Below are 26,185 nucleotides of genomic sequence, written 5' to 3' on the forward strand. Positions count from 1 at the left end.
GTCATAGAAGAAACATATTATTAAATATCGGCACAGTGTTTATTTGATTATGTCTGGAAAAGATTGTAACCCATCATATCCAGAACAATATTCAATTCTTTACGTAGATGATGAACCAGATCTTCTCAATACTGGAAAGTGTTTCATAGAAAAAACAGAAGGTTTCAAAGTACACACTATTTCATCAGCAATTAAAGCCTTGGAGTGTTCCGATTTATTAATATATGATGCTATTGTGTCTGATTACCAGATGCCAGGAATGGATGGTATTACATTTCTTAAGGAAGTTAGAAAGAGGTATAAAGACATTCCATTTATTCTTTTTACGGGTCGTGGAAGAGAAGAAATTGTTATTGAAGCCATCAATAATGGTGCTAATTATTATGTTCAGAAAGGAGGAGATCCGGTCTCCTTATTTGTGGAATTAGTACATAAAATTCGTCTGGCAGTTGATCATAACCGGGCAAATAATCAGATATCCCGGCTCGATGAATATCAAAAGAAACTTGCAACAGCAATGAATCTGATAAACGTCGTAAGCTGGGAATGTGATGCTGTCAGTCATATTTTTACATTTGATGACCGGTTTTTTGCCATGTATGGAACCTCAGCCGACCGCGAAGGCGGTAATCAAATATCAACAGATCAATATGTTAAAGATTTTATTCATCCTGATGATCGTGAGTATGTGTTATCAGAAGTAAGAAGAGTTTTTAAAAATCCTGATCCTCAAGCGGTGACCTACATCGAGCATCGAATAATTCGACGGGATGGAGAGGTTAGAAATATTTTAGTGGGGACAGGTATTGTAAGGGATGCAAATGGTTGTATTATCCGGACATATGGTGCAAATCAGGATATAACGGAACGGATAAAAACGGAACTTGCATTAAAAAGAGCATATCGTCAAATAAATCTTCTAACCAGGGTTACCAGACATGATATTCTTAATAACCTTTCAGTGTTATATATGCAACTTGATGCAGCAAGGACGAACTGTCCGGACTCACATTTCAATGAATATCTGAAAAAAATGGAGGATGTCGTCGATATAATCCAGTCCAGAATAGAGTTTACCCGGATATATCAAGAGTTAGGGGCAGAAAAACCATCCTGGATTTCTTTATCCTCAATTCTTCCGGATTCTGATTCCTCAATCACGATATCGTATGAACCCATAATATGTACAATCTCTATTCTTGTCGATCCATTAGTAAAAACAATCTTTGATATATTTCTAGATAATTCAAAAAGACATGGTGAACATGTTAAAGATATTAAAATTATGGCCAAGGAATCCGAAAATACTCTACTCATTATCTGGGAGGATAATGGGGTTGGAATATCTGATAATGAGAAGAATCAAATTTTTGAACAAGGCTATGGAAAACATACCGGTTTGGGATTGTTTCTGGTAAAAGAAATACTATTTTTAACTGGTATTTCTATTCAAGAAACCGGAATATTTGGGTCGGGGGCCAGGTTTGAGATATTAATTCCCAAAGGATCATACCGGTTTAATTTGTAATGATTCATCGATTCAGAATATATTTGATGAAGCATATCAATATTGGATAATTAGTTTTTTGTTCGAAATATGCATGTATAGATGATTCTTCGTAGTTAGCAACAGAATTTTGATATTAAATATAGAATTGGTTACTAGAACCATCAGGATCGGGGAAAGAATACTATAACCAAACCTGAAAATAGATTCCATTGAAATTATTATAGTTACTATAAAGAGGAGAAATTACGAATTGAAAGAATTACTGATTCAAACTCTTTGATTCCATTTAAGTATAATCTCTTCTCTGGTTTTCCCATAAGGGATATAAACCATGTGACATCTAGGACAATGGATAGTCCATACATGATTATAATCATCATCTGGTTTTATTTTAACATAATTACTTCCACAAAACGGACATGGTTTATAAGATTCAGTCATTCAAACCTTCCAGGATGTTTTAAGAGCCTTAAATGTACTGGAAAAAATGCAATATTTACAAATTTCAAAATTATTCTTACCACTATTAATATGTAGATAATGATCCATGTTCTTTGTCCAAAGTTTATGATTACCGAAATATTCGCTAACATTATATGAAAAATAATCATCGCGAATGTTTACTTACCTGTTCAATAGCAGGACCGCATCTGGTATTTTTCAGTCTATCGTATCATAATTCTTCTCAAAAAATTCTCTGCAACGTCCATCTTCTCCGATATGGACCTTTTTAAGGCTGCATCGGCCGTCTTCAAATGAGCGAGATTGACACATAAAAGCACTACATGTATGGATAATGGTATCAGTCATTACTCCACCCTGCTATTCATATAAATCCTAACCTAATAATACCAATATATCAAACAAAAAAACTCTGAATATTACGACTCATAATTATGCTTTGATCCTCTTATATTAAAATCGTATAAAATTTTTAAATATCATCAATTCATATACGAGATGAATTTATTATAAAAGCATTATTTGTTAAATATTTAAAAAAATACAATAATCTAACAATTCATGAACTGTTTTGGTATGTCATTTCCTTAGTAATTGACACGAGCTTTGTAAGTGTATTGATATTTCTTATAGTGCCGTTGGTAAACCGCTTTGGCCATTTTAATGTAGAGCGACCCATTCCATCCGGATAATACACATATATTTCCCTGTTTCCTAGAATTATCTCCTCTTTTCCCTTGATCCCAAATTCAATAATTCTCATGTCCTCTATTATATCATTTACCATCATCACACCTACTTGTGATCCTTTTTGAACAGAAAAGGGGTTACTATTAATGATTTGTTCAAGTTCAACTGCATTACGGATAGTAATCAGAATCTTTTTTCCAAATTTTCTGAACAATCCGGTTTCAAGAATTTCACGAAGGTTTACTTCAGGAATAGAACTTCTAATAATTAGGTTCCCGCTATTTAGATAACTCCTGGCATTTTCAAAACCCAGGTCAGTACAAATCTGTACTAAGTCCCTCATTGAGACCATAATATTCCCTCCGACATTTATCCCTCGAAGAAAAATGATAAAAATATCCTTAGATTCCATAATTATTCCTAAATTCTTCAATCCTATATTTAATAAGGATAGTAAATTAGATTTGAGGTAATAATGGTATGATTATTGTGTAATAAGGGTAGATAATCAATTAATTACTACGCTTAAACAACTAATCAATTGTATTTTCGATTATTCTCTTCATGATTCTGCAATAATTTTCCGGTTACAGAGACCCTTTATATTTTTGCAAACAAGTTTCATAAGTAAACTGTTATTCACAGGAAAAAAATGGAGCATCAATATGAAATATTTAGATAATATGCCGATGAAACGCAAGCTAATCGGCTCCTTTTTACTTATTGCACTGGGTCTTTTTATCGTAGGGTTAATTGGATATCTGGGAGTTACGACTTCTGATGCCTGTGCCGATGCTATTTATGAAGATCAGTTTTTACCAACCTACCAATTGGAGATAATTGCACAAGAAATTTCAGAAATAAGAGGAAATTCTTTACTATATTATTCAACACCAGAAACTAGAACAGCGATATTAAAGAAAAATGAGGCACTTATTGCAGATATCGATGCAAATATTTCAGAATATAAATCTCAGGTTGTTGATAATGAAGATCAGGAATTATATTCAGCATTAATGAAATCATGGTCTACCTATAAAAACGCTCTTTCGACCTTTTATAACAATGTAGACTCTGGTGATGTAAATGCAGCAAAGGTTGCATTAAATTCCGGTGACCTCATTACACAGAAAAACATCATCGATGACACGATGCAGAAATTCAATCAAATGAAATTGAGAGAGGCTAAAGCCGCATATGATCTCAGTAACAACAATGTCTTTCTGATTAGCAATGAAATTATTGTCGGTCTATTCATTGGTATAGTTCTATCACTCGTTCTTGGTTTTCTCATCAGTCAAAGCATTTCAGTTCCACTTTCAAAGGCAGTCTATAATCTAAAAGAGATGAGCACAGGACATCTCAATACCAGGCTCAAATTAAATAGAAAAGATGAGATTGGAGAACTTGCTGATGTTATGGATACATGGTCTGATGGCCTTCAATTCGGAATTCTGGATGGACTAAAACGTATTGCTGCAGGAGATATGTCGGTTCATTTTCCTCCAAAGGATGAACAGGATGAAATTGCGATTGTTTTCAATAAATTAGTCGAATCAATAAGTTCTGTGGTTACTGACATCAATAAACTCATTCATGAAGCAGAGGAGGGAAATTTACGTTTACGAGGTGACCCGACTCATTTTACCGGAGCATATAGGGAGATAATTGCCGGTATAAACAATATGCTCGAAACGATAATGACTCCAACAAATGAGGCATTACGAGTCTGTGAGCTTTTTTCTCAGGCTAAATTTTCGACGCGGTTTAATGAGCAGATACAAGTAAAGGGGGACTTGATAGCTTTAAAGATGGGTCTCAATAATGTTGGTATAGAAATATCAAAAGCAATTGAAGAGATTTCAGGACAGGTAAATTCACTATCAGCTTCGTCTGTTGAAGCAGCTGCAAGTGTTGAAGAGATAACAGCAGGCTCGGCATCTCTTGCTCATAGTGCTTCTATGGTCAGTTCACAATCTACTAGTTCAGTTCAGGCAATTGAGCAAATCCATGCTGCTATGGAAGATTTATCTACATCAGTATCCACGGTTGCTACCAAGGTTGATTCAGTAAGTCGTTTGTCTCAGGAGACAGATATTGCATCAAGACAAGGAATCGAACAGGCTGCTGTAGCTGAAAATGGAATTACTACAATAGATGGTGCTGTTCATGATGTAGAAGCAATTATTCTTGAAATCAAAGGACAAATGAGTGAAATTGGTAAAATTGTAAATATAATTACTGATATTGCAGATCAGACAAACTTACTTGCTTTAAATGCCGCAATTGAAGCTGCCAGGGCTGGCGAAGCCGGCATGGGTTTTGCAGTAGTAGCCAATGAAGTTAAAACCCTAGCCCTGGAGTCACAGCACTCAGCAGAGAATATTGGAAAGATTATTGCATCACTGCAGAATCAATCCGAACGTGCTGCTACAGCAATGAATAATGCAACATCTGAAGTTGAAAAAGGGTCAACGGCAATAACTGATACCATCAAATTCTTCCATACGATTGCAACCCAGATAAATCAGATATCAGATCATATGACTGAAGTAGCCAGTCTGTCTGAGGAAGAAGCTGCATCTGTAGAAGAAGTCACAGCCAGTTTCTCTGAAATTAAAACATTGGCAATCGAATCTGCAAAAGAAGCAGAACAATCTGCAGCTGCATCACAAGAAGCATCTTCTGCATTATCACAGGTTTCAACAATCGTAAGTAATTTATCGGTCATTGCATCACGGATAAATGAAGCTACTTTAAAATTAAATGGATAAAATAAAAACACTGCGCCATCAGAAAAGAAATCAGGATGGCCCAGTATCTAGATACAAAGACAATCAACTACATGGAGAATTTAAATCTCCACCTTTTCTAAAAAAAAATCGATAGTAAGAATATATTATTTTTTCATCGGGACTTTTCCATCCCCATCAAGATCTGTCCCGAGAGTTTCTTCTAATTTTGTGATGACATTTTCAAGCAGAGTGCCCATCTCGTCGATCTCTTTTTCAAGTTCAGCCACTCTCTGCTCAAGTGAAGCAGATGCCATCATTTGTCTGGCATTCCGTCTTCTACCCTGGCTTTGTTGATGCATTTCCCAGATTAATCCCATAATATGAATATCTAGTATCAGTGAAAATAAAAGGCTTGTGAATTTATTTTTAAAGTCCGGTTATTATCGAATACAGATCTTTTTCTGGTATTTCTGGTGAATAATTGATCTGAAACGGTACACATTCAGAGATCTTGACTCCTGGTTTTACAGATCTTTCTCAATTTTTTTTATCATCTTCTTGATATCCAGCCAGATAACAAGAACACTCTTCTCCTTACCCCGGGAATCTTTTCTCTTTTTTCTAATGACTCCAATAATATCACGATGACTCTCATGTGATGAATGGGCATCCTGATCGATATCCTCTTTTGTGTATGTTGTAACAGAATGAACATCATCTACCAGGATTCCTATCATCTTTTCACTGACTGTTTTATCAAGCACTATTACTCGTGATCGTTTTTTCCCGGTTGACTCATGAGTAATGTTCATCATGACCCGGAGATCGATAATTGTTGTAATTACCCCCCTGAGATCGATCATACCGGTAATAAAACAAGGAGCATTCGGAATTGGAGTTACTTCCGGTGTTGTTATCACCTCCCTGGTATCAAAGAGATCAACGGCAAATAGCTCATTTCCGATGACAAACTCTACAACCTGTTCTGCCCCATTCATCCGGGAACGAGAGGAGTTGGTTCGAATACTCCTCATCGATGATCCAGGATCTAAATTTTCTGATATTTCTTCGTCAATCAGTAATTTTCCCATAATCACTCCTTACGAGGTGGTAAATTTACTCATTTCTACAGATATTCTTTGGATAGATGCTGATGCTTCAGATATCGCCCGGGTAATCTGATCTATAGATGCTGTAACCTCCTCGGTTGCGGCTGCTGAATCTACAGCTTCTTTAGCAGTCTGCTGTACAAGACCACCGACTTCATGGACACTCGCCGTGATCTCTTCAACAGCTGCAGCCTGTTCTTCAGTGGCTCCTGCCACTTCGGTCATATTATTGTGAACAATATTAATAGCCTGGACAATCTCGTTGAAGACATTGAGAGTGGCACTTACAGCCTCATTTCCGGATTTTACTTCTGAAGCTGAAACCTTCATGGACTCAGAAACTTTTTGAGACTTCTTCTGGAGGTTTCCTATTATTGTTGCAATATTTTCTGCTGATTTCTGTGACTCAAGAGCAAGAGATTTGACTTCATCTGCTACAACTGCAAAACCCATCCCTGCATCTCCAGCCCGGGCTGCTTCGATAGCTGCATTTAGAGCAAGAAGTCCGGTCTGTTCTGCTATTCCGGTAATAACTTCAACAATCTTTCCAATCTCATCCATCTGACTTGTGATATCAGTAATTATAACACTCGTCTCATCAACAGACTGCATAATTCCTTCCATCCCTTTCTCAGCTTTTCCGGCTAACATGACTCCTTTCTCTGAGAGGTCCACGGTCTGTTTCGCCATGGTAGAGGCTTGTTCTGCCTTGGTAGCTACCGAACTTACTGTGTTTGATAGATCATCCATCGCTGTCAGAGTTTGTTTGACTCCGGATCCACTCTTTTCGGCAAGAACACTCACTGAGTTGGAACTCTGTGCAAGCATACTGGAAGTACTTGCGACTTCTTCTGCACTGGCGTTGGTCTCTTCCATCCCGGCACTGAGACTTTCAACTCCATCCTTTACGCCACCGATAGCACTGCTAATCTGAATTCCAATCTTATTGAGTGCCTCTTTGAACTGGATGAAATCTCCTTTAAGCGGAATTTTTTCGCTGATTTCATCAGTGAAATCTCCATCAGCATATGAATTGGAAAGACGCATTGCTTCATTTACCGGATTGATAACCGAATCAAGGGTTGCATTGAATCCTTGCAATACCTCTTTGTATCCCCCCTGGAACCGGTTTGTATCTCCGCGAATTCTGAGATTTCCCTCAATAGCAGCCTGACTGAGCATCTTAGCTTCTGATACCAGACCACGGATAGATTCAACCATGTTTATCATTGCCGGTGAAATCTCGTCATTTTCATCCTTTGGAGTTATCGTCACTGAGAGATCACCAAGGCCAACTTTTTTCATCGAAGATACGATTACATTCTGCAGATCATCAGAAAAAGAGTCCATGACCTTTGTAAGCTCACCGATTTCGTCTTTTCTTTCCAGATTTAACCGGTTTCCTAAATGACCAAGACTCATTTCCTGGATTAAAGAGACTCCTCTTGCAAGCGGAACTGTGATACTTTTGGTAATAAGAAATCCAAGGGTTAGAGCTATTACAATACTCAAAATAATTGCACAAACCATCTGAATTATAATTTCAGCCACAGCCACTTCGCTATCGTCATTGAGTTTTTTTGCTTTTTTCAAATTCTGAGCAATAACATTTTTGAGTGCATCTGATGTTGCCTGCCTACTGGCAGTCAATTCTCCGGTCGAAAGAGATTCTTTTACATCATCAATTTTTCCATCATCTACATTTTTTATACTGTTATTAATTGCATTGTGGTAACTTCCCCATGCCTGAACAATATCATTATATGAATTCTTTTCTTCATCTGTGACCGCAAACTGCTCATACTTCTTTATATCGCTTTCAACAATTGCAGTATTTTCATTTACTGTTTTTAGGGTTTTTTCACGGGCATCATCTATACTCATATATTTGTATACATCGCCCCGGAGTTCCCAGACATGAGCATTGATAGTCTCAATATTATCAGTAGGAATAAGTTGTTCATCATACATTTCGTTTAATCTGGAATCAATCGATACAATTCCCAGGTATCCGACAGTTCCAATGATTATCATTATCAGAACGATAACGATAAATGATCCAATCAATTTTTTTCCAATTTTAATATTATCAAGCCAATCCATAATTTTCTACCATTACATGAAACCAAGATGATCTCATTCCACTCTATCATCCATCTGAATGAATCGAGGGAATCCATACACTGAATAATTAAATAATCAATATTCTCTTTTTTTCAATATCCTGGACATAATGTTCTACAGGCTGTACTCTGGATTATACCCCTTTTCCACTGTACCGGAGGAGGTTTTAATAAACGAGGATAAAAAATCGTTATTGAAAAAAACTGAATATGTATGATAAAAATTTTAAATAACAAAAATGTAACAACAGATACCCTTACACGATTCCCTGACTTATCCATATTTATCAGAAAGGTACACCGTAACGATTTTTCCCAGTTTTTCCGCAATATTCAACTGATAGTTTCTTCCCACTAGCCTAGTACTGCCAAAGCGTACAATTCCCGGGTAAGAAGATGCTAAATCAATAATTCAATATATTAATATCGAATTAGTCAATGAATTTCTATTAGATAAGAAATTCTTTGAGTGAATTCCATTTATATAAGTGCCCGGCGGTGTCGTAGGGGATAAATTCAAATAGAGAAAATCCGGGTGTTACGTTAATGCTAAAAAAATCGTGCCTAACAGTTCTTTGATATTTGATCAAATTAAATGAGTTTTATGAGTTATACTAATTCTATGTTCTTTTATACGAGTTCAATTGGGATAATGTCATGATTTATTAATGGATTTTGAGAAGTCTAATATAAAAAACATTTGATAATAATAAATCCTGCCAGATTTTTTAAAAAAATCTTGCATTATCACTTTGGAAGAGCTATCAAGAGACGATCTGGTATAGATATTGCCACTTAAAATTCATATAACTGCTTTTCAACCATTTAACATATGATTCTTGGTTTTTTTACCTCAAAACTAATATCGTTGTTTTTTTGAGAGAATGATAGTAATTCTGTATGGAAATTTAGTTTTTATCTATCTTCCCGGTGTCTAAAGTAGACATCATTGGAATCTTTAAAAAACTGGAGATTATGCAATGGATGGTATATATGAAAAGATAATCCACGCCCTATCTGGTGAAAGAAAACCGCTTATGATAAAAATTATTGCGGAAAAATGCTGTCTTCATCCTCAGACTGTTGCAAGGAAACTTGAAACACTCGAAGCTCTTGGCAGAGTCAGAAAGATCCAGATGGGTCATGCCAAAAAATATTACCTTGTTGATACGATGCCGATTTCAAATCTCATTGATATAAGTTCCGATTTTATTCTCATCCTCAATACGAATCATACGATACAATACATCAGCAAATCTGCTGAAAAAATCCTGTCCTTACAAAGCCGGAAAATAATTGGAGAACAATTAGAATCATTACATCTGGACATATTTTCAACTCCGCAAGTTCTTTCGGGTCTTCAGAATTTCTCCCGTGAAAAGGTATTCAAAACTGAAATTGAGTATGTAGTTAATGAAACAACATTCTGGTATCAAATCAGTATAATGGCTCTTTCACTAAATATCAATAGCATTTCTATAGCCATCATTGCAAGTGACATTACAACAAAGCGGGAAGCTGAACAGAAATTAAAAGATAGTGAAGCCAGGTATAGACTGATTTCAGAAAATACAACCGATGTTATCTGGCTTTTAGATACCACAACATTCCGGTTACTGTATGTGAGCCCGTCAATATTTGATTTGACCGGGTTTGAAAGTAAAGATTTAACTGGGATTTGTTTAAAGGACATGGTAAATCACCCTCAGGAATTAAAACTACTACAATCCTTTCCCGAGAGGATAGAGAAATTTTTAGCAGGAGATGAATCAGCAAAAGTATGCATGGATGAAAGTGAACTTATCCGGAAAACCGGATCTATTATTCCGGTTGAAATGGTTACCACTCTTCTTATAAATGAGGATGGAACAATAACCCGGATACTCGGAGTCACCAGGGATATCACAGAACGAAAGAGATCAGAAAATGCCTTAAGAAAAACTCATGAACAGGCATTAGTTCTTGGAGAGATTCTGAAGCACTCTTTTCAACCAATTATTGTACTGAATCCTGATTTAAGCATAGACTACTGTAACAGGTCTTTTGAATACCTCATCGGGTATAATATGGAAGAACTTATTGACATGAGCCGGACAAACAGGACCGGATATGAGAAATGGGTTACTATCGCAAGGAACATTGTCCAACAGGTTCATGAAAAAGATCATCCTGTTACATGTGAATATTCAATAAAACGGCCTGATGGAACTGATGTACACCTTGAAATATCTACCCATATGATCTTCAATAAAGAGGGGGATGTTATTCGATATTATGCAATAATTTCAGATATTACAGAGCGTATTCAAACTGATGGGCAGAATAAATCATATCTGGTTGAGCTTAAAGGACTCATACAGGATAGGACATATAGTTTACAGGAAGAGATAAAGGCTCGGATTCTGGCAGAATCTGAATTTCGGATAAATGAAGAACGGTACAAACAGGTAGCAGAGACATCAGGAACCTGGGTGTGGGAGATTGATAAGCACGGTACGTATACCTATTCCAGCGATGTTGGCACCAGGATTATCGGATATTCTCCGGATGAAGTAATCGGCAGAAAATATTATGATTTTTTTCATCCTGAATCAAGGAAAGAACTCATAACAATTCTCCGGTCAGTATCTCTTCGTCATGAATGTATTCGCTTTTTCCAGATAGATCTTGTTCACAAAAACGGTTCAATTATCAGGGTTGAAAGTAATGGTCTTCCGATTTTCAACAATGAAGGAGTTTTTTCAGGGTACCGGGGAACAATGATTGATATCACCGATAATTTTCAGATGGAACATGCTCTCGTTGAAAATAGGAAATATTATCGCTCACTTTTTGAAAATGCACCGGTTCCACTGATTCTTGTGGATGCACAAACACTGACGATACTTGAAGGTAATAAGGCTGCATCGCTCTTTTTTGGATATTCATTGGATGAACTGGTTGGGCAGAAACCACATATTCTTACGATAAAACCCGGTTTAGGTGTTGATAATCTGTACAATCATTTTGAAATGAATCAAAAATCAGAAAATGACGCATATGAGGTTATTTATCTGAAGTCCAATGGAATTCTCTGGACCGGAACTGCATCGCTCAGCTATATTGATGTTTCAGGGAAAAATTGTATTATGTATGCACTTCAGGATTCGGTTAAGTCATAAATTTCATATTTATTCCTTTATCCAGCAATGTTGTAAGGCATATGTTTTAATACCGGACATTATTTTTATATGGAAAAAAAGTATAAAAAATAAAAAATGGGAAATTAAGCAGGAGACAGATGGTTTAATATCCGGTCTGCTTCATCATCGGTCAAAGAGTAATTATAGAATGTTGAATAAAATTCTTTAATTTCTTTAATCATATCGATGTTAGAGAATTTATCCGGGTAAAACATCTTAGCAAGGTATTCCAATAATAGGACTCCTTCACTTGAATAATCCCAGGACATGACTCCATCAGGGTTTGTATAGACTTTCCCTTCTTTAACCGCTTTTATATCCTTCCATTTTGGATCATCCATTATCAGTGAAGTTGAATTTACCCTTCCCATTACTATGATATCCGGATTCCAGGAGATAACCTGTTCAATAGAAACTTTTGGCATCATATCCTGTAACTGATCTGAAACAAGATGACCGCCGGCCATTGAAACAAGCCACGCAGTGTTGGTGTTTTTCCCATGTGTTGTCAGAGCATCAGGACCCCTCACATAGTATACCTTTGGCTTTTCATTTTCCGGGATAGATGAAGTAATATTTAGGATCGGATTTACTTTCTCATCAAAATATGTGTTGAATTTTTTAGCTTTTGCTTTGGCATCAGGTCCTAACACATCTCCGTAGATACTGATATCTTTCTTGAAATTGTCTTTAAACTCATCTATCGACTGTGGCTCTGTTTCCGGAGTTGTTGCAAGAGTCACTACTACCGGAATGCCAGCATCAGTCATTTTTTCTATCGGTTTTGGATAATCACAGAATAAGACAACATCGATACTCTGATTCAGCAACCCTTCGATGCTCGGATCATCTATTGAATCAGAGGGGATATTTTTGATTCCCGGAATAATTTTCGTAGCCCAGGAATTACCTTTGTAAAATGGAGGAACGAGAGCCAACTTATCAATACCACCCAGGAGAAAGACTTTTTCAGGACCAGGTCCGGAAAGGGCTGCCACATGGTGAACAGTTTCTGGAATATCTACTGTTCGCCCAATAAGATCTGTAATTGTAACAGTTTTATTTTGTTCTGCAAATACAACTGCAGGTGTTCCCATACAGATGAGCACTACGATCATAAGAGAAATAATTTTTATTTTCATTGAACATCCTGCTCATTTATACTAAAATAAGCATACATGATTTATTTTGAGAACTTATTAGAGATTTCTTTTAATCGCATTTCAATTTTTTTTCAGATAAAAGAGAGATAGACTTAAAGAAATCAGATATATGGATTATATTCATTAAGAACCGATATTCATCACTATATTCGATTTTTGGTTTCTACTAAAACGCTGAAATATTTGTATTGAATCCGGGATTTATCTGCATTGAGGACTCATTTTTTCTGCTGATCTAATCAGGTCTATCATTAATTATTGTTAAGAATCGCTCATATCTCTTGCTTTGAGTTGCAAAAAATGCAACTCCAAGACAGGTATATATAACCAACAATTGAGTACACACCATGAAATCCAAGGAAAAAATACCGGTTAAAGAGAAAAAAACATTGAAAGCCGGAGTTAACCCAGCTCAGGAATCGGTTGAAAATCCAGATGCACCGGTCCAGGGCCCAATTGAAAATGCCAAAACCAAAGGAAAAAAGGGCGGTACTGATGGTAAAAATAAAAAAATATTCGACCTGGCACAAATGAAAGCAAATCAAATGAGTTCAAATATTAGGATTAAAGCACATCAGGTTTTAGCAGGTAACCGGAAGAAGTGATCAAAGATGAAAAGGGTCTTGGCACAAGGAATCGATGAATGAACAAGTAATTCCGGTATTTAATAATTTACTTACACCCTTCAGGAGGTCCATGTACAATTTATTTTTTGTAAACAACAAACATCCCTATATACAACTTCCTACATGTATTCCTATATTCTGATGTGAATCTCCCGATATTTTATAAGAATTTAAGGAATTTTTATGAAATAATTCATATCAGATTCCCGAGTTCTAAATTATTGTATAATGCAAAATCTTACGAATAATTCAGAGCCTTTGCATTATACAATGAATCACTAATGAACACATCTAGAAATAATTTTCATTTTAATTCGATTATTTCAGAGGTTGTTCATTCTACTCACATTACACGTTTCTATAGAGGATATTATTATGCAAAACTATGACACTCTCAAAATCAGCATCCAAAAGAGGAATGACAGTACTGCCGAAGAACACAAAATCGCAAATATAAAAAAGAAAAGAGCAAAACTGCTGAAACAGCAGAATGATATCAGGGAAGATACCCTCAAAAGCAGTTTAAAAATTCAAAAGATAAGCGATACTGTGGACCTCAATTTCATACCAGTATCACCATCATCTCAGGAACATTCGATTCCATCTGCAAATTTAACTTTTGGACATTTAAAACCCGTTGAACAGAGAAAACAAGATCCGATGGAATTTCAAAAGATAGGTGAATTTTCAACCAAAATTCCATTTGGATATCAAAACCCCGGAGGATCAGTATACAATAAGGTATCTGAACGTGTAAAGAACCTTCACCATGTACAATAATTTTTCATATGATCTGTAACAACAGTGAACTCCGGATACATATTTTGTCAATTATCGCTGATGTTATGGATCAAATGAATGGGTTTTGATACCAACAAAGGTATCTCCATTTTTTGGGTGAAGAGAGATTAAATGGGGGATTTCACCATTTCTTCAGTTCTACCGGGAATAAACCCCTCCCCCATTCCATCTTATTCTCAATACAGAGAGTTACATCATCCGGGGAAATTGAGTCTGCATTGGTTGGATCATTCAGGTATTCTGCCCGGAGCCTCATGATCTCATCTATAATGATTGCACTCTGGGTCCCGATAATTACCCGGTACCCGGATTTTACCATCCTGACAAAGAGCCGGGCAAGGTGTATCTGCTGGTCCGGGGTCAGATGCTCTTCGGGTTGTTCGATGATGAAGACCTCGCCCGGGATATGTCTGTATTTCAGCGAGAGAAAGATAGGGATGAGACTTGAAACATCAGGTGAAGTCTCATTTGGAGGAATGTCTCTATCACCGGTTCTGACCACGATCTCATACCTCCCTTCAGGATCAATAATAAGGTGGGAAGATGTCCTGATGAGATTGTTTTCATCTTCTTTCCAGGTTTCAGAGTCATAATGATCATTCCTGAATGAACAACCATCAAACTCCTCGAGGAGTTCATTTACGATAGGTGCATTTTGGGCAGGATCCAGTTCTTGATCATACACATTTGTAATTTCTCCCCGGTTTGTTGGGAGATACAATGAGTGAGGAAGATTTCCTTCAGAGATTGTGATCACCCATATCCCGATTGCTCCTGAAATAAGCGAACTAAATGCGGTTGTAGATGTTCCCGGCCTTGGAAGTTTTTTCGGTCCTTTGGCAAACAGTTCGAGAGGGAAGGGGCATTCTGATTCGCAAAATTTTAATTCGCCACTCTCGTTGGTTTTGAGATACGCCCCGGCTGTTTTTGATTTCAGGATTATTTCCGCAGCACGAGTTTTTGAACGTCGCAGATCCGAAGTTTCCACTCCTAAATATGATTCAAGCCGGTTCACCAGATTTCGTTCGTATACTTCTCTCAGAGCTGTCGTGGCAACAAGGTCAACTACGTTTTTATCAGGATACTGTTTTACTTTAGGTGCTCTTTTGAGATCCGGGATATTGGTTCCATAACTCTCGTGAAGGCGATAGAGCGTGTGGATGAACCTGAGAAGATAGAGATAGTCTGAATGTTCTGGTCCGGTGAGGATGGTCAGAGGTGTTATTGGAATCTCAGCCTGTTGATACGGGCCGATGTTTTTCAGGATCAGGGTGAGAGTCATGAGATTACCGTTGAAGGTGAGTTAGGGAATCAGGTACGAGAATTTGCCTATGTGCATCCGGTGTATGAGAACTGGCTGCCAACCGGGGGGTTATCCGGGGTAATAGGAACTATTGGTAAAGAATACGTTTCCATTTGAGATAATGGTCTTCTTTTATTCTCATATTTTAAAGAATTTTGTTATGGAAAAAACCATTGAATCCCAAGCGCTAAAATACAGGTTACACACCCAAAAATTAGTTGGGGCAGAGTATAATATTTTATTACTGTCTTAACATCATCACCGGTCTCCCGATGAATTAACCAGAAATATGGATCTGTCACGAAGCAAATAACTCCCGTTCCAGCAATAATAAGTAAAAATAATGATATCGGGTTTAATATTCCTGATATTTTTTCCTGTGCCATTAATAATGAGGTAAGTGATGCTGTAACAATTCTCGATCCTTGTGCAGTTTGAATAAGTGCAGCTAATAGAAATGGAACGATTATTAATGGAACTGTTTTGTAGATCAATCCAAGGGCATCATCGGCAAATGATGTCTGTTGTATAACATATCCCAGGGCACCTGCTCCGCAGATATCAAAAATAATAACACCGGCATGTTTTGCACCAAGAACAAACCCGGTCCATCTCTCATCAGGTTTTGTAACTACAACTGCTGTTATCATTCCTGATAGCATAAAAAACTGTACAAGACTAAGGTGATCAAGATTAAATACGAAAATTCCAATAAAAATGCTAATGATTAATACGATAAACGGAGCCCATGCCTTTGGATGAAATTTCTCATGATATTTGGGAAAAAGTTCTAATTCCTCTAGTGTGATGGTTTTCAAAAATTTTTTCTGCATATACATAACCATTATACCAAGAAAAATCAGGGCAATGGGTATCGCAACCAAATTATAGATAATAGGGGAAAGATGAGATGAAAAATTCTCAAATAATGAGAGGGTAATTGGTGTTGGATAGACATATGCAATTCCAAGAACACTTCCAATTGCAATCAGGTATAATAGGGCTGATTGCTTTTTTCTATCAGAAGTGAAATTTTCCATCATTGGAGATAAAACTAAAAATGATGTTATCGGGCAGGTTGATGGAATTGCGAGAGCAAAACCTGACAAAGAAGATAAAATTGATGGATTTTTAATAATTTGTCGTATATCAGAGATTATTTCCTGAATGAACCCCTGTTCGATAAGATATTTAGCCATTACCGAACCTGCAAGGATTGGGATTCCAAAACTATTAAAAATCAATGCAGATCCCTGGGAAATTTGAACCAATACAGCGTTTAAACTGGTTCCCATAGCTAACCCAAAAACCAAGGCACCCCCGGTTAAGGTAAAAAACGGAGGCATTTTATTTTTTATTCCGATTATTGAGATTAGGATAATCACCAAAAGAAATACGAGAAGTGAATACATGAATGATTAATCAAATGTAAAAAGGTAATAAGTTTCTTTAGTTATAAAAAAAATCAATTTTTTTAAGTAGAAAATTTAATACCCATATGCTCCTTTTTTTGTACTAAAAAGTCAGGGTGAGAGTCATGAGGTTACCGTTTGACATAAGTGATTTCAACCTAGGTCATTTCATTTCAGAGCCGAATTAGTCAACGTGCTCAAATTTTTGTAAAATGATGAAGATATTTCCCTCTATTATATGAGAATTAACATATGAGTGACCCAAGCGTACAATAACTAATAAATCTTTATTGAACCATATTTTCAAATTTCATTTATATAAGTTTAAAGACTAGATTTTCTTATCTTAATAGTTGAAGGATTACCATTTTTATCATCCAATAGTAGTCTAATTTCAGATTCTAGGTCATTGTCAGCGTTTGGACGCATAATAATCTCATCTATTAAAAATTCAAGATTAACACTAATACGTTTTCCATTTTCTGAATCTATTCCGGCATTTTTATCTTTGAGCAAATCGTAAGGGTCTGGTTTAGTTATCAAGACCCGATATTCATATTCATCACGGTATGCAGGTCTTTTATAGAATAACCTGAAACAGTTATCAGTTAGGTATTGTTTATTATCCAACATTGTTGTATCATAAGTAACAAATCCAATAACAAATTGATGTTCACTGTGATTTTCTACTATTTTCTTTATTTTTCCAATAGATGTTTTTATCGCAACTTGACTGCTGCCTCCTTCAAATTCATTCCACATATATAGGGACTCTTCTTCACTTGTATGAAAGCAACATCCGTATGAATAGTGCGTTAATATCGAATAGAACTGACAATGCGACTCATAATTACCATAAAGTCCGGGATCCTTATCTGATAAATTATAATCCTTTCTAAATTGATCATAAATTTCATTAAAGTCATTTTGAGAGATAATACCTTCCCTCTTATCTTTCCAATCTGATATTCGAGAAAAAAATAACTTCTTTGTTTGAATAAATTTCTTAAAACAATCAAAATTTGAATAATATTTATACAGAGATAACTTTTCATCAGGTGAAATTATTAAATGGTTACCATCTATTGCATCTACTAATTCTGATAAACTCATTTTTAAAAATCAGATTTCATCTTATATAAGTCATATTTTCCTAATGAATATTGAGCGGGAGAAAAAACTCAATCCTTGGTTAGAGCGGGACCTCCCGCTCTCCTTTGCCCCATATATCCCGGGTAAAACTAAGTTTTATCTAATTATTATAAGTATTAATAATAGAGAGCGGGAGGAAAGGGTCAGAGAGACCAAACCCATAAACCGAATTTCCTCTCTCTCCGTGTGTCTGTGGATCCCGCTCTCCCGCCCAATGATCCACCGGACAACGGAATACCAACAAAATTAATAACCAACGAAAATATGAGAGCGGTACCTTCCCGCTCTCATCACTATTCTCCCGCTCTACCAGATAAATCAGAATAGATCTGAATTTACTGACAAAAAATAATAAATAAAATTTTTTTATCTAACCAAACTAACAGGCCCTTTCCGGTTCTTTCCTTCCATCACAGCTCTCACCCGGGTGACCGGAATTGCATATCTCACCCCCTTAATATCAAGATATACCCCCCGGCCACTCACAGACAGCCGGACTCTCCCCCAGGACAACTCTTCATCACCAAGACCAGCAAGAACATATACCAAAACCCTCCCCGGGATTTCAAATCTTCCCACCTCATCAACAAACACTACAAGGTTCTCATTCTCTTTGATAATCCGCCCACAGAGCACAAAACCGGGTTCAACTTTTTCTTCAACAATAAACTGACCCATACAACGTTCACCTCACTTTTTTTGACACTCTCAAGTACACATGCAAAAATCGGATCCCGAATCAGGATACCAATTACTTACGGAGGACCGGGACTGAGAGAATCCGTGTCAAAATTCTCGCTGATCGTCTTTTTGTAGCACTGATCACACACATGAACCCGGGAATCTGGATCAGACCAGACAGCAGGCTGAAGATTGCAGACCTGACACCGGCCACTGGGAACGTCTCGTTTCACGAGATTCTTTGTATCAATCACGCCCGGAAGAGTGATGATAGATGCGACCTCACGCGAAACTGTACGTTTATAGCACGAACGACACAGCATTCTTTGAATGGCCTTTGAATTTTCAGCAACCCGCTCCTTGTACTGTGTCGGGCATTTTCCACAGACACTACATCTCTGGCGATCTCCATGACCTGATATCCTGACAAAATTTCGTGACTGCACATCTGCCATCGACATCGAAGTATCGCAAACATCCGGATTTACATGAGCCGGATAAGATGATTCATTCATATCATCAGGATCATTCCCATCAGAGTCATCAGATTCCTGATATTCATCATCACAGAGCCAGACACTCCCGCCTTTCTCCCAGGCTTTGTACAACGCAGCATCCCAGAGATACACCCGGGTCCGTCTCATTGTTGAGCAGCCTTCATCACCACTCGTTACCGTCCGGTCAAGAAACGAAACAGCCGGACACTTGTCAAGCAGACCGGAGTAGGTCTTGCCATACGAATGATACCCGTGAAGAAGTTTTCCTACCGATGAATTTGTAAGACCTGAGGCATGCTGCAGATCTCCAATCGTCACCTCATACTGATTCATCGAAGACAAAATACCAATGAGATTACTCTCACGTTTCGTCAGTTTGTTGGCCTGGGCTCCGGTCTCACCATTCAGCATTGCAAACAGCCGTGCTGCTTCATTAAAATCAGTTCTATCAGCAATCACACAGGTCACAGAACCGATGGTTTTTGTCTCACGCTGACGCTGGTTGAGTGCTGCATTCGTTCTCACCAAATCAAGCAGCATATCAGGATTTCGTCTGTTTTCAGCAGACTGAAACCTGATCTTTCTTGCATATGGAATGACCACCCAGACCGGTGAGAGAGACTCCCAGATCTGCCTGCATACAAGCACTTCCTCAGATTCAGGACTAGTAGCATCAGGGAGATCTTCAGCACCGGAAAGTGTCCTGTCAAGAACTCTCTTATCCTGATCTTCTGAATCATCGATCCAGCAGGTCAGCATCCGGTTAAAGACCTGATCATCACCGGGACCTTCAACCTTTGCAATCCACCAGACACACCGTTCAGGAATTACATAGGTCTCAGCCTTTCGATCCTTGCTCACTGTCCGGTAGGGAAACGGCTTTTGAAAAGAAGTTGTAACACCTTTCAAAACTTCCTGCATCTGATCTGAAAGACTCACATCATCAAGTGCAATGACACTGCCTGCAGAAAGATCTTCCATGTAAAATAATGCCTTGTCACTCAGCCTGCCTTCAAGTCTGAACTTCTTTGGAACAAGACTCTTCATCGTCTCGATAGCATGAGACTTCCCTTTCCCTGACTCACCGGTAATAGAAACATGAAGACCTTTACTGTTGATGACAGACCGGGACGCAAAAGAATGAATAAGACATTCTGCAACAGTCTGATCTCCTTCATGAACAGATGCAAACGTTTCAAGCATGAAAGAGAGAGGATCAGCAGATTCAAGGATCCCTGTGCACCGGGACAAGATAGACTCATTCACCTCATCCGGCCCATCATCACCGTGACCGGAAGAATCACTTGAGCCAGATGCTTCGTACAGGGCTTTAGCCTGTGCCATCTCTTCTTCAGAAAGGGGAAGCCGTCCTTCAGCCTCCATCTTTGCTCTGATCCGTTCTGATCGCAGTTTTGCGAGTCTTGCCTCAAAATCCAATTTGGGTGGATCAAACCTGGCACGAAGTTCTGGCCATCTCTGTTTCCCTCCTCCACATGATGTATGATGGCATCCTGCAAAGATCGCCCCGTTCTCAAACTGAATAGCATATGCTCCGTCAGTATGAGCTGAAGAGAACGGACAGGAATCAAACACAAAAACCTTGCCACCCTGATACGGTTTTTCAGTATACGAAAAACCATGACCAGAGAGCCATGATCCAAGATCTATCCGGGAATCAGATTTCAGGACATGTTCTTTATCCGGTCCAGTGCAAAGATCAGGGTGCTCAGATGAAAGAAGCAGACGAAGCTTATCTTCACTAACAAGAGAATCAGAAGACTGTGGATCAACAATGGACTTGAGAATTTTCGATCTCCGGTGTGGTCGTTCTAAAAGATTATCTCCTTTTCTTGACAGCGTCCCATACACTTTCCAAATTCTTGAAGCGTTGAAATTGGCTGTATCCACCATGCAACGTGAATCAGAAAACCGGCGATCAAGCAGCTCTAGAACAGATTTAACAATCGCTTTACTTTCATCATTCTGAGGGAGATCAATCCGGTACAGAAGATGAGCACCATTTCCAGAATCAGCAATAATCGGATCAGGCCATCCAAGCCCGGAGAGAAATTCTGCAATTGTATCAGCCCTGCAGATGGCATCTGCATGCTCACTCTCAGAAGAAGAGACTCCTGACGGTCTGCGGGGATCGATATCAATCGGCAGCCACCGTCGCCTGATAATATCAGAATCGCCAGTACTTGCATCTTTTTTCCCAAGTCTGAACTTGATCCGGTTTGCACGACGGACAAGAAGAGCAGGATCAACATCATTCAGAGTGACATAAATTCCTGAAACCTTGCTATCTGCATCATACTTGAGAATTTCTGTAGCAGCTTTCTCCCGGTCTGAAAAGTACCCGCTACAGATCCCATCATCCCGAATGATCCTGATCTCAAAGATGCCGTCATGCTGAGAAAGAAGATGAAGAGAAGTAATTATCTCCTTTACCTGTATCTCTTCAGGCATAACCACCTCGACAGATACTAAAAACTCCTTTTACACGAGCAGTTCTGCAGGAGAAGTCTCCTGGATGATACAAGGATTGAACATCAGATCTATGTAAATTATGACCTGACATCCTTATACTCTCTAATTTTATACTCTCCAATTCGTACCGCTCCACCTGCATGAATCTGATATGCTTTATAGGCAGAATCCTCAAAAACCCAGAGTTGAATCAAACCGGGAATTGTATTACTGCGAAAGAGTTCAGAAAGTTCGATGATCTCTCTGCGAAAACACTTTCGTGTAAGATCACGCCTGATGGATTTTACCTTGATGAAAATAAGTTCATCAAATCTCCATGCAATTAGATTAAACGGAATAGAACCGGGGCGTCGTTCTGTTATCCTGACAACGTGATAATCCTGTCCTTTCAGATACTCCCTGACTGCGTACTCGGCGATTCTGTTATTCTGATACTCATATGATGGGCTCATCCACTCTTCTCCCTGGAGCGCCTGATCTCCAGCCGTGAGCAATGAAAAACCCAACCCGGTTTATCAGTTTTCCTCTTATCCTACCAGACAGGACAGATATTCTTAACAGACCAGCCGATAAAACATGATCACTCCCCAAGTTACAAAGCCTGCAAGCGAAAATAACTCCCGGGGAGTACAAGTCTATCATATCACAATTCCTGGTGTCATGATGATACCTCGTTTACTCTTGTTCAAATGCGTTCGTTTCAATTGATACCAGAAATCTGGCACCGAACACATAGTCTTCCTGAGACATTCGTAAATGTTTTGAAATAATCTTGAAAAGTTGACGAAATATATATGTACATATAATGTTTATCGGATTACGATTTTTTACCTGAACCAGATATTTGCGCATGTTTACATAATATCCAAAATAACATGCCTGGAACGAAATGCCAGAGCAGGTGATCTTGTATGACCTCCAATCACGTTTCTGACTATATATTTGAGCCCGTTTCCCCCCCTACCCAGAATACTTTATATACTCGTGACCTACCCCATAGTGTCGCAGGAAGAGCGACAGGGTGAAAAAGATGGGGGATTTCACACAAAAAAGCGTTGTAAAGTCTGCAACCAGAAAATTAACTGCACCGATCTCGGACTATGCTTCCTTTAGCGCACTCATCCAGGATGTAGTTGAAAACAATCCATGGGGATGTACAGCGTATGAGTCGGTCGGAGTTACCAAACCTGCTGTAGAAAAGACAAAAGAGACGTATGCTGCAGCAGTTACCTATGAAAATTCAGAGGCAAAACAGATTGGAAAGATTCCTGTCCGTGGACCTTCAATGGCAGCAGTAAACACTGCAGTAACCCAGATCACGGGCAATGCTGCAATCACTACTGCAATGGGTTCTGGTGTTTCAGCATCACGTGACAGCTCTGAAGATACCTTCAGTTGCACACTCAAATGTCATGCAAGCAATGGAGAACTCTATTCGGTGACGTTTAAACGTGATAGTATCAACCTCTCCAGTTATGAGGCTGATACCATCCGGACCGGACTTGAAACCTGGGCAGATACTGTTGCTATTCTGGCATGATTGGTAATTTTTTTTCATTTCCGGGGGGAAACATGAAAGGGAGTTACATCATAGCAGGATTAATATTCCTGCTTATTGCCGGACTTGTTGGAGCAGAATATCACGCAACGACAATTACTTCTGATGGATCAGTGATGCTTTCATCTGCCGGTTCAGACGAGAACGGATCAATGATATCAAGAGTGATGGCCCTTGATTCTGCAAAAGTCAGTAGAACCAGTGAAAATGGCATTGATATCAATGAAGATCTTTCAGTTTCTGGGACCGGACCGGTGTTATTCACTGAATTTGTTTCAGGTGCTGTAAAAAATTCGGATATACAATCCAGATGTTCATTTCTAGACGAAACTGATGATAAGATTCTCGCTGAAGCATCCAGTGTAATATCCGGAATCCTGCAACATGGGGAGGTCAAATCATCACGAAAAGTCGGACAATCATTCTCTGATATGATGGAAACAAACGGATCAGGCATGGTCTTCATGGGTTCACAGATGAATGGAAACAGGAGTATGATAAGTCAGGGGTTTATCTCAGGAAACATGACAATCAGGGATCTTTTAAAAAACGGGGGGAAAATTTGATCCTTGAACTGATATCAGGAGGTGCTATCAGTGCATGTGCATTCAACCTGATTGTATTATACATACTCTACCGGCGGTATATCTCTTTGTTAGAAGAATCCATCGAATTTGTAGGGATAATACTCACTTCACTTGAAGAACAGGAGGATGGGTCGATACAGACTGATCTCCTCTCACTCGCTGCTTTCTCAATGGATCATGTGAGCAGACTCACTGCTCTGACCGGAAGAATCTGACTTCGGTCAACTTTTTTGGTTGAATTGCATTTCTTATCTTAATCAATGATTACTATTTACCCTTCTGTTGACCATCTGTACATTTTCATCGTAAAAATTATTGTGGAACTGCTATTTTTATGTAAAAAATACAAATTCCTATAAAGATAGGTCATGGATTCGTTAAAACCAACCATCAAGACAAGGTTAAACTAAATATCAAATAGAAACCAGTATTTATTATTTGAAAATGGTGAAAAATGAGTAATGACACAATCAATTGTAGAAAAAAATGTCAGAAATCTATTCAAAATAATAATAAGATGGTTAAATCTTAAAATGTGACATCATTACCTGTAGATCCTTGACCAATGACAATATCTTTGTCGCCCCATTTGCCATTTCCTCCACAGATGTATTTGATTTTTCTGCCAGATCTGATAGTTCGTCCATTTCTTTCTCATCATCGTTGATGAGTCGTGACAGATCCTGAATATCCTTGTTAACCATTGTTGTGTCATCTGCCTGTGAATCAGCGGCTTTAGAAATATCAGAGATACTGGTGACTGTCATCTCAATCGTCAAAACAATCCCGTTCAACGAGGCAATAGTATTGTCGACATTCTCTATCTCACTCATAGTTTCTTCATGAGCTGACGTGATGGATGCTGCAGTTTTCTCAGTACTTCTGACGATTCCCTCAATTACTTCACCTATCTTTCCGGTAGCCTCCCGTGATTCAAGGGCTAGAGATTTCACTTCACCAGCAACTACAGCAAAGCCCCTTCCATGTTCTCCAGCCCGTGCTGCCTCAATAGCAGCATTTAAAGCAAGAAGATTTGTCTGGCTGGCAATTTCACCTATAAGTCTTGAGAATTTAGCTATCTCTGCAGCACGAACGGTAAGTTCAGTGATCTGGTCTACAGCCTCTTTGGAGATTGACCCGATCTTCTGCATCTTCTTTGAGGTGTTTTTTCCGAGTTGGATTGCTTCCTGACCGATGGAATGTACATCACTGGTCAGACTCCGTACCTCCTGGATACTCCCGGCAATCTCCTCGATAGATGCTGAGAGGTCACTGATTTTTGATTCAATATTATTGACATTTTCCCGCTGTTGAATTATCTTCTGTTCTGTTGAATGTGCGGTTTCGGATACCTTCTGGCTTACCCCTACAACCTGATCTGTAGCTGATGAGATCTCAGTGATCATCTTCTCGAGAATTGCAGATTTCTGCCTTATCTTCTCAATTACATCACGGAGATACATAATAGTATTATTATAGTCAGTCTTTATCCGTGAGAGAGGATCCCCGTCATTAATCGATACCAAGAGGGTCAGATCCCCAGAAGATACCGCCTGAAGACTCTTTTCAAGGTCAGTAATACTCAACTCATATGCATTTTCTCCCGTTTCTTTAGGTTTTTGCGGTATGATACTTACAAGAATTCCGGGAGACTCTTTCCATGTGATTTTGGTAAAAAAGGATTCAGCCGTAAAGGAATATCCTGTACGATCATTATAATTCCACGTAACAGTATCAGAATCGCCTGAAAGGACCCGGGGAAAAATAACTCCATTCAAATATTCAACCGATCTTCCATCTGTTTGTGTTGAAGAACTAATGATTTCGTGTTTCTTTCCGATGATATCGGCAATATTACTGGCATGGAATAGAGTTAATGCAGAATGGTTACAAAATACATGCACTTCGTTCTGAATAATCAGAATCGCCTGAGGGAGTGCATCAAGTATGTTCTTACAGTCTCCAGAAAAAATTAATTCAGGATTAGACATTTACTACTTCCTCACGTTATAACGGACAGAACCATTTCACATAAAAACCAACTCGAACTGGACAATATTATATATCATTTAATAACTACAATATTCAAGTTCAAGTAATCTGA

At 38.3% G+C, this 26,185-nt stretch carries 21 protein-coding genes; 8 read left to right on the plus strand and 13 right to left on the minus strand.

Annotated elements, in window-relative coordinates; genetic code table 11:
* Window positions 1-49: 49 nt before the first annotated feature.
* Window positions 50-1,528, plus strand: coding sequence for a hybrid sensor histidine kinase/response regulator (locus DK846_RS04040; protein ID WP_109967605.1), 1,479 nt, complete (start codon window positions 50-52; stop codon window positions 1,526-1,528).
* Window positions 1,529-1,777: 249 nt separating this feature from the next.
* On the opposite strand, the gene DK846_RS18290 is transcribed toward DK846_RS04040, so the two are convergent.
* On the minus strand, window positions 1,778-1,951 hold the full coding sequence (locus DK846_RS18290; RefSeq protein WP_109967606.1) for a Lar family restriction alleviation protein: 174 nt from the start codon (window positions 1,949-1,951) through the stop codon (window positions 1,778-1,780).
* A gap of 580 nt (window positions 1,952-2,531) precedes the next feature.
* The gene (locus DK846_RS04050; protein WP_109967607.1) at window positions 2,532-3,074 is read right to left on the minus strand and encodes a DUF1697 domain-containing protein; all 543 of its coding nucleotides are present in this window, start codon (window positions 3,072-3,074) and stop codon (window positions 2,532-2,534) included.
* Window positions 3,075-3,351: 277 nt separating this feature from the next.
* On the opposite strand from DK846_RS04050, the gene DK846_RS04055 reads away from it, so the two are divergent.
* Window positions 3,352-5,436 (plus strand): HAMP domain-containing methyl-accepting chemotaxis protein, encoded by a 2,085-nt coding sequence (locus DK846_RS04055; RefSeq protein ID WP_181391613.1) that lies wholly within the window; start codon window positions 3,352-3,354, stop codon window positions 5,434-5,436.
* Between the two features lie 125 nt (window positions 5,437-5,561).
* Here the strand turns inward: DK846_RS04055 and DK846_RS17405 are convergent, their stop codons facing one another.
* The 3 genes from DK846_RS17405 to DK846_RS04065 all read right to left on the minus strand — a co-directional run bounded on the left by DK846_RS17405 (window position 5,562) and on the right by DK846_RS04065 (window position 8,609).
* Entirely contained in the window at window positions 5,562-5,756 is a 195-nt protein-coding gene (locus DK846_RS17405; RefSeq protein WP_181391614.1) for a hypothetical protein, read from the minus strand.
* A 165-nt stretch (window positions 5,757-5,921) separates the two neighbouring features.
* Window positions 5,922-6,488 carry a chemotaxis protein CheW gene (locus DK846_RS04060; RefSeq protein WP_109967609.1) on the minus strand — a complete coding sequence of 189 codons (567 nt, stop codon included), beginning with the start codon at window positions 6,486-6,488 and terminating at the stop codon, window positions 5,922-5,924.
* Between the two features lie 9 nt (window positions 6,489-6,497).
* Window positions 6,498-8,609, minus strand: coding sequence for a HAMP domain-containing methyl-accepting chemotaxis protein (locus DK846_RS04065; RefSeq protein WP_109967610.1), 2,112 nt, complete (start codon window positions 8,607-8,609; stop codon window positions 6,498-6,500).
* A gap of 1,000 nt (window positions 8,610-9,609) precedes the next feature.
* Here DK846_RS04065 and DK846_RS04070 point away from each other — a divergent pair.
* Window positions 9,610-11,790, plus strand: a complete 2,181-nt coding sequence (locus tag DK846_RS04070; protein WP_109967611.1) for a PAS domain S-box protein — start codon at window positions 9,610-9,612, stop codon at window positions 11,788-11,790.
* Between the two features lie 104 nt (window positions 11,791-11,894).
* Here the strand turns inward: DK846_RS04070 and DK846_RS04075 are convergent, their stop codons facing one another.
* Window positions 11,895-12,953: an ABC transporter substrate-binding protein gene (locus DK846_RS04075; protein WP_109967612.1), complete on the minus strand. Its 1,059-nt coding sequence runs from the start codon at window positions 12,951-12,953 to the stop codon at window positions 11,895-11,897.
* A gap of 368 nt (window positions 12,954-13,321) precedes the next feature.
* On the opposite strand from DK846_RS04075, the gene DK846_RS04080 reads away from it, so the two are divergent.
* Together DK846_RS04080 and DK846_RS04085 are read left to right on the plus strand one after the other, a co-directional pair.
* The gene (locus DK846_RS04080; RefSeq protein ID WP_109967613.1) at window positions 13,322-13,579 is read left to right on the plus strand and encodes a hypothetical protein; all 258 of its coding nucleotides are present in this window, start codon (window positions 13,322-13,324) and stop codon (window positions 13,577-13,579) included.
* A 351-nt stretch (window positions 13,580-13,930) separates the two neighbouring features.
* On the plus strand, window positions 13,931-14,380 hold the full coding sequence (locus DK846_RS04085; protein ID WP_146201116.1) for a hypothetical protein: 450 nt from the start codon (window positions 13,931-13,933) through the stop codon (window positions 14,378-14,380).
* 142 nt (window positions 14,381-14,522) lie between these two features.
* Here DK846_RS04085 and DK846_RS04090 read toward each other — a convergent pair whose 3' ends face one another.
* The 6 genes from DK846_RS04090 to DK846_RS04115 all read right to left on the minus strand — a co-directional run bounded on the left by DK846_RS04090 (window position 14,523) and on the right by DK846_RS04115 (window position 22,388).
* The gene (locus tag DK846_RS04090) at window positions 14,523-15,683 is read right to left on the minus strand and encodes an AAA family ATPase (RefSeq protein ID WP_109967615.1); all 1,161 of its coding nucleotides are present in this window, start codon (window positions 15,681-15,683) and stop codon (window positions 14,523-14,525) included.
* Between the two features lie 179 nt (window positions 15,684-15,862).
* Window positions 15,863-17,116 carry a GntP family permease gene (locus tag DK846_RS04095; protein WP_109967616.1) on the minus strand — a complete coding sequence of 418 codons (1,254 nt, stop codon included), beginning with the start codon at window positions 17,114-17,116 and terminating at the stop codon, window positions 15,863-15,865.
* Between the two features lie 324 nt (window positions 17,117-17,440).
* Window positions 17,441-18,229, minus strand: a complete 789-nt coding sequence (locus DK846_RS04100) for a hypothetical protein (protein ID WP_109967617.1) — start codon at window positions 18,227-18,229, stop codon at window positions 17,441-17,443.
* Between the two features lie 405 nt (window positions 18,230-18,634).
* Window positions 18,635-18,946, minus strand: a complete 312-nt coding sequence (locus DK846_RS04105) for a hypothetical protein (protein ID WP_109967618.1) — start codon at window positions 18,944-18,946, stop codon at window positions 18,635-18,637.
* Between the two features lie 77 nt (window positions 18,947-19,023).
* A complete protein-coding gene (locus DK846_RS04110) occupies window positions 19,024-21,915 on the minus strand; it encodes a hypothetical protein (RefSeq protein WP_109967619.1) in 2,892 nt (963 codons plus the stop codon).
* A 98-nt stretch (window positions 21,916-22,013) separates the two neighbouring features.
* Window positions 22,014-22,388 carry a hypothetical protein gene (locus DK846_RS04115; RefSeq protein ID WP_146201117.1) on the minus strand — a complete coding sequence of 125 codons (375 nt, stop codon included), beginning with the start codon at window positions 22,386-22,388 and terminating at the stop codon, window positions 22,014-22,016.
* A 578-nt stretch (window positions 22,389-22,966) separates the two neighbouring features.
* Here DK846_RS04115 and DK846_RS04120 point away from each other — a divergent pair.
* Genes DK846_RS04120 through DK846_RS04130 form a run of 3 tightly spaced genes read left to right on the plus strand, consistent with a single transcriptional unit; the run spans window position 22,967 to window position 24,296 of the window.
* Window positions 22,967-23,476 carry a hypothetical protein gene (locus DK846_RS04120; protein ID WP_109967621.1) on the plus strand — a complete coding sequence of 170 codons (510 nt, stop codon included), beginning with the start codon at window positions 22,967-22,969 and terminating at the stop codon, window positions 23,474-23,476.
* Window positions 23,477-23,508: 32 nt separating this feature from the next.
* Window positions 23,509-24,060, plus strand: a complete 552-nt coding sequence (locus DK846_RS04125; protein WP_146201118.1) for a hypothetical protein — start codon at window positions 23,509-23,511, stop codon at window positions 24,058-24,060.
* The gene (locus DK846_RS04130) at window positions 24,057-24,296 is read left to right on the plus strand and encodes a hypothetical protein (RefSeq protein WP_109967623.1); all 240 of its coding nucleotides are present in this window, start codon (window positions 24,057-24,059) and stop codon (window positions 24,294-24,296) included. The genes DK846_RS04125 and DK846_RS04130 overlap by 4 nt, the downstream gene beginning before the upstream one ends.
* 306 nt (window positions 24,297-24,602) lie before the next feature.
* On the opposite strand, the gene DK846_RS04135 is transcribed toward DK846_RS04130, so the two are convergent.
* Window positions 24,603-26,072: a methyl-accepting chemotaxis protein gene (locus tag DK846_RS04135; protein WP_109967624.1), complete on the minus strand. Its 1,470-nt coding sequence runs from the start codon at window positions 26,070-26,072 to the stop codon at window positions 24,603-24,605.
* Between the last annotated feature and the right edge of the window lie 113 nt (window positions 26,073-26,185).

Origin of the sequence: Methanospirillum lacunae, from assembly GCF_003173355.1 — an archaeon.
In the GTDB taxonomy this organism is placed as follows: domain Archaea; phylum Halobacteriota; class Methanomicrobia; order Methanomicrobiales; family Methanospirillaceae; genus Methanospirillum; species Methanospirillum lacunae.

What these genes read in the sequence shown, in the direction of transcription:
- DK846_RS04040 (WP_109967605.1), top strand. Translation starts at nt 50, where the DNA reads ATGTCTGGAAAAGATTGTAACCCATCATATCCAGAACAATATTCAATT.
- DK846_RS18290 (WP_109967606.1), bottom strand. Translation starts at nt 1,951, where the DNA reads ATGACTGAATCTTATAAACCATGTCCGTTTTGTGGAAGTAATTATGTT.
- DK846_RS04050 (WP_109967607.1), bottom strand. Translation starts at nt 3,074, where the DNA reads ATGGAATCTAAGGATATTTTTATCATTTTTCTTCGAGGGATAAATGTC.
- DK846_RS04055 (WP_181391613.1), top strand. Translation starts at nt 3,352, where the DNA reads ATGAAACGCAAGCTAATCGGCTCCTTTTTACTTATTGCACTGGGTCTT.
- DK846_RS17405 (WP_181391614.1), bottom strand. Translation starts at nt 5,756, where the DNA reads ATGCATCAACAAAGCCAGGGTAGAAGACGGAATGCCAGACAAATGATG.
- DK846_RS04060 (WP_109967609.1), bottom strand. Translation starts at nt 6,488, where the DNA reads ATGGGAAAATTACTGATTGACGAAGAAATATCAGAAAATTTAGATCCT.
- DK846_RS04065 (WP_109967610.1), bottom strand. Translation starts at nt 8,609, where the DNA reads ATGGATTGGCTTGATAATATTAAAATTGGAAAAAAATTGATTGGATCA.
- DK846_RS04070 (WP_109967611.1), top strand. Translation starts at nt 9,610, where the DNA reads ATGGATGGTATATATGAAAAGATAATCCACGCCCTATCTGGTGAAAGA.
- DK846_RS04075 (WP_109967612.1), bottom strand. Translation starts at nt 12,953, where the DNA reads ATGAAAATAAAAATTATTTCTCTTATGATCGTAGTGCTCATCTGTATG.
- DK846_RS04080 (WP_109967613.1), top strand. Translation starts at nt 13,322, where the DNA reads ATGAAATCCAAGGAAAAAATACCGGTTAAAGAGAAAAAAACATTGAAA.
- DK846_RS04090 (WP_109967615.1), bottom strand. Translation starts at nt 15,683, where the DNA reads ATGACTCTCACCCTGATCCTGAAAAACATCGGCCCGTATCAACAGGCT.
- DK846_RS04095 (WP_109967616.1), bottom strand. Translation starts at nt 17,116, where the DNA reads ATGTATTCACTTCTCGTATTTCTTTTGGTGATTATCCTAATCTCAATA.
- DK846_RS04100 (WP_109967617.1), bottom strand. Translation starts at nt 18,229, where the DNA reads ATGAGTTTATCAGAATTAGTAGATGCAATAGATGGTAACCATTTAATA.
- DK846_RS04105 (WP_109967618.1), bottom strand. Translation starts at nt 18,946, where the DNA reads ATGGGTCAGTTTATTGTTGAAGAAAAAGTTGAACCCGGTTTTGTGCTC.
- DK846_RS04110 (WP_109967619.1), bottom strand. Translation starts at nt 21,915, where the DNA reads ATGCCTGAAGAGATACAGGTAAAGGAGATAATTACTTCTCTTCATCTT.
- DK846_RS04115 (WP_146201117.1), bottom strand. Translation starts at nt 22,388, where the DNA reads ATGAGCCCATCATATGAGTATCAGAATAACAGAATCGCCGAGTACGCA.
- DK846_RS04120 (WP_109967621.1), top strand. Translation starts at nt 22,967, where the DNA reads ATGGGGGATTTCACACAAAAAAGCGTTGTAAAGTCTGCAACCAGAAAA.
- DK846_RS04125 (WP_146201118.1), top strand. Translation starts at nt 23,509, where the DNA reads ATGAAAGGGAGTTACATCATAGCAGGATTAATATTCCTGCTTATTGCC.
- DK846_RS04135 (WP_109967624.1), bottom strand. Translation starts at nt 26,072, where the DNA reads ATGTCTAATCCTGAATTAATTTTTTCTGGAGACTGTAAGAACATACTT.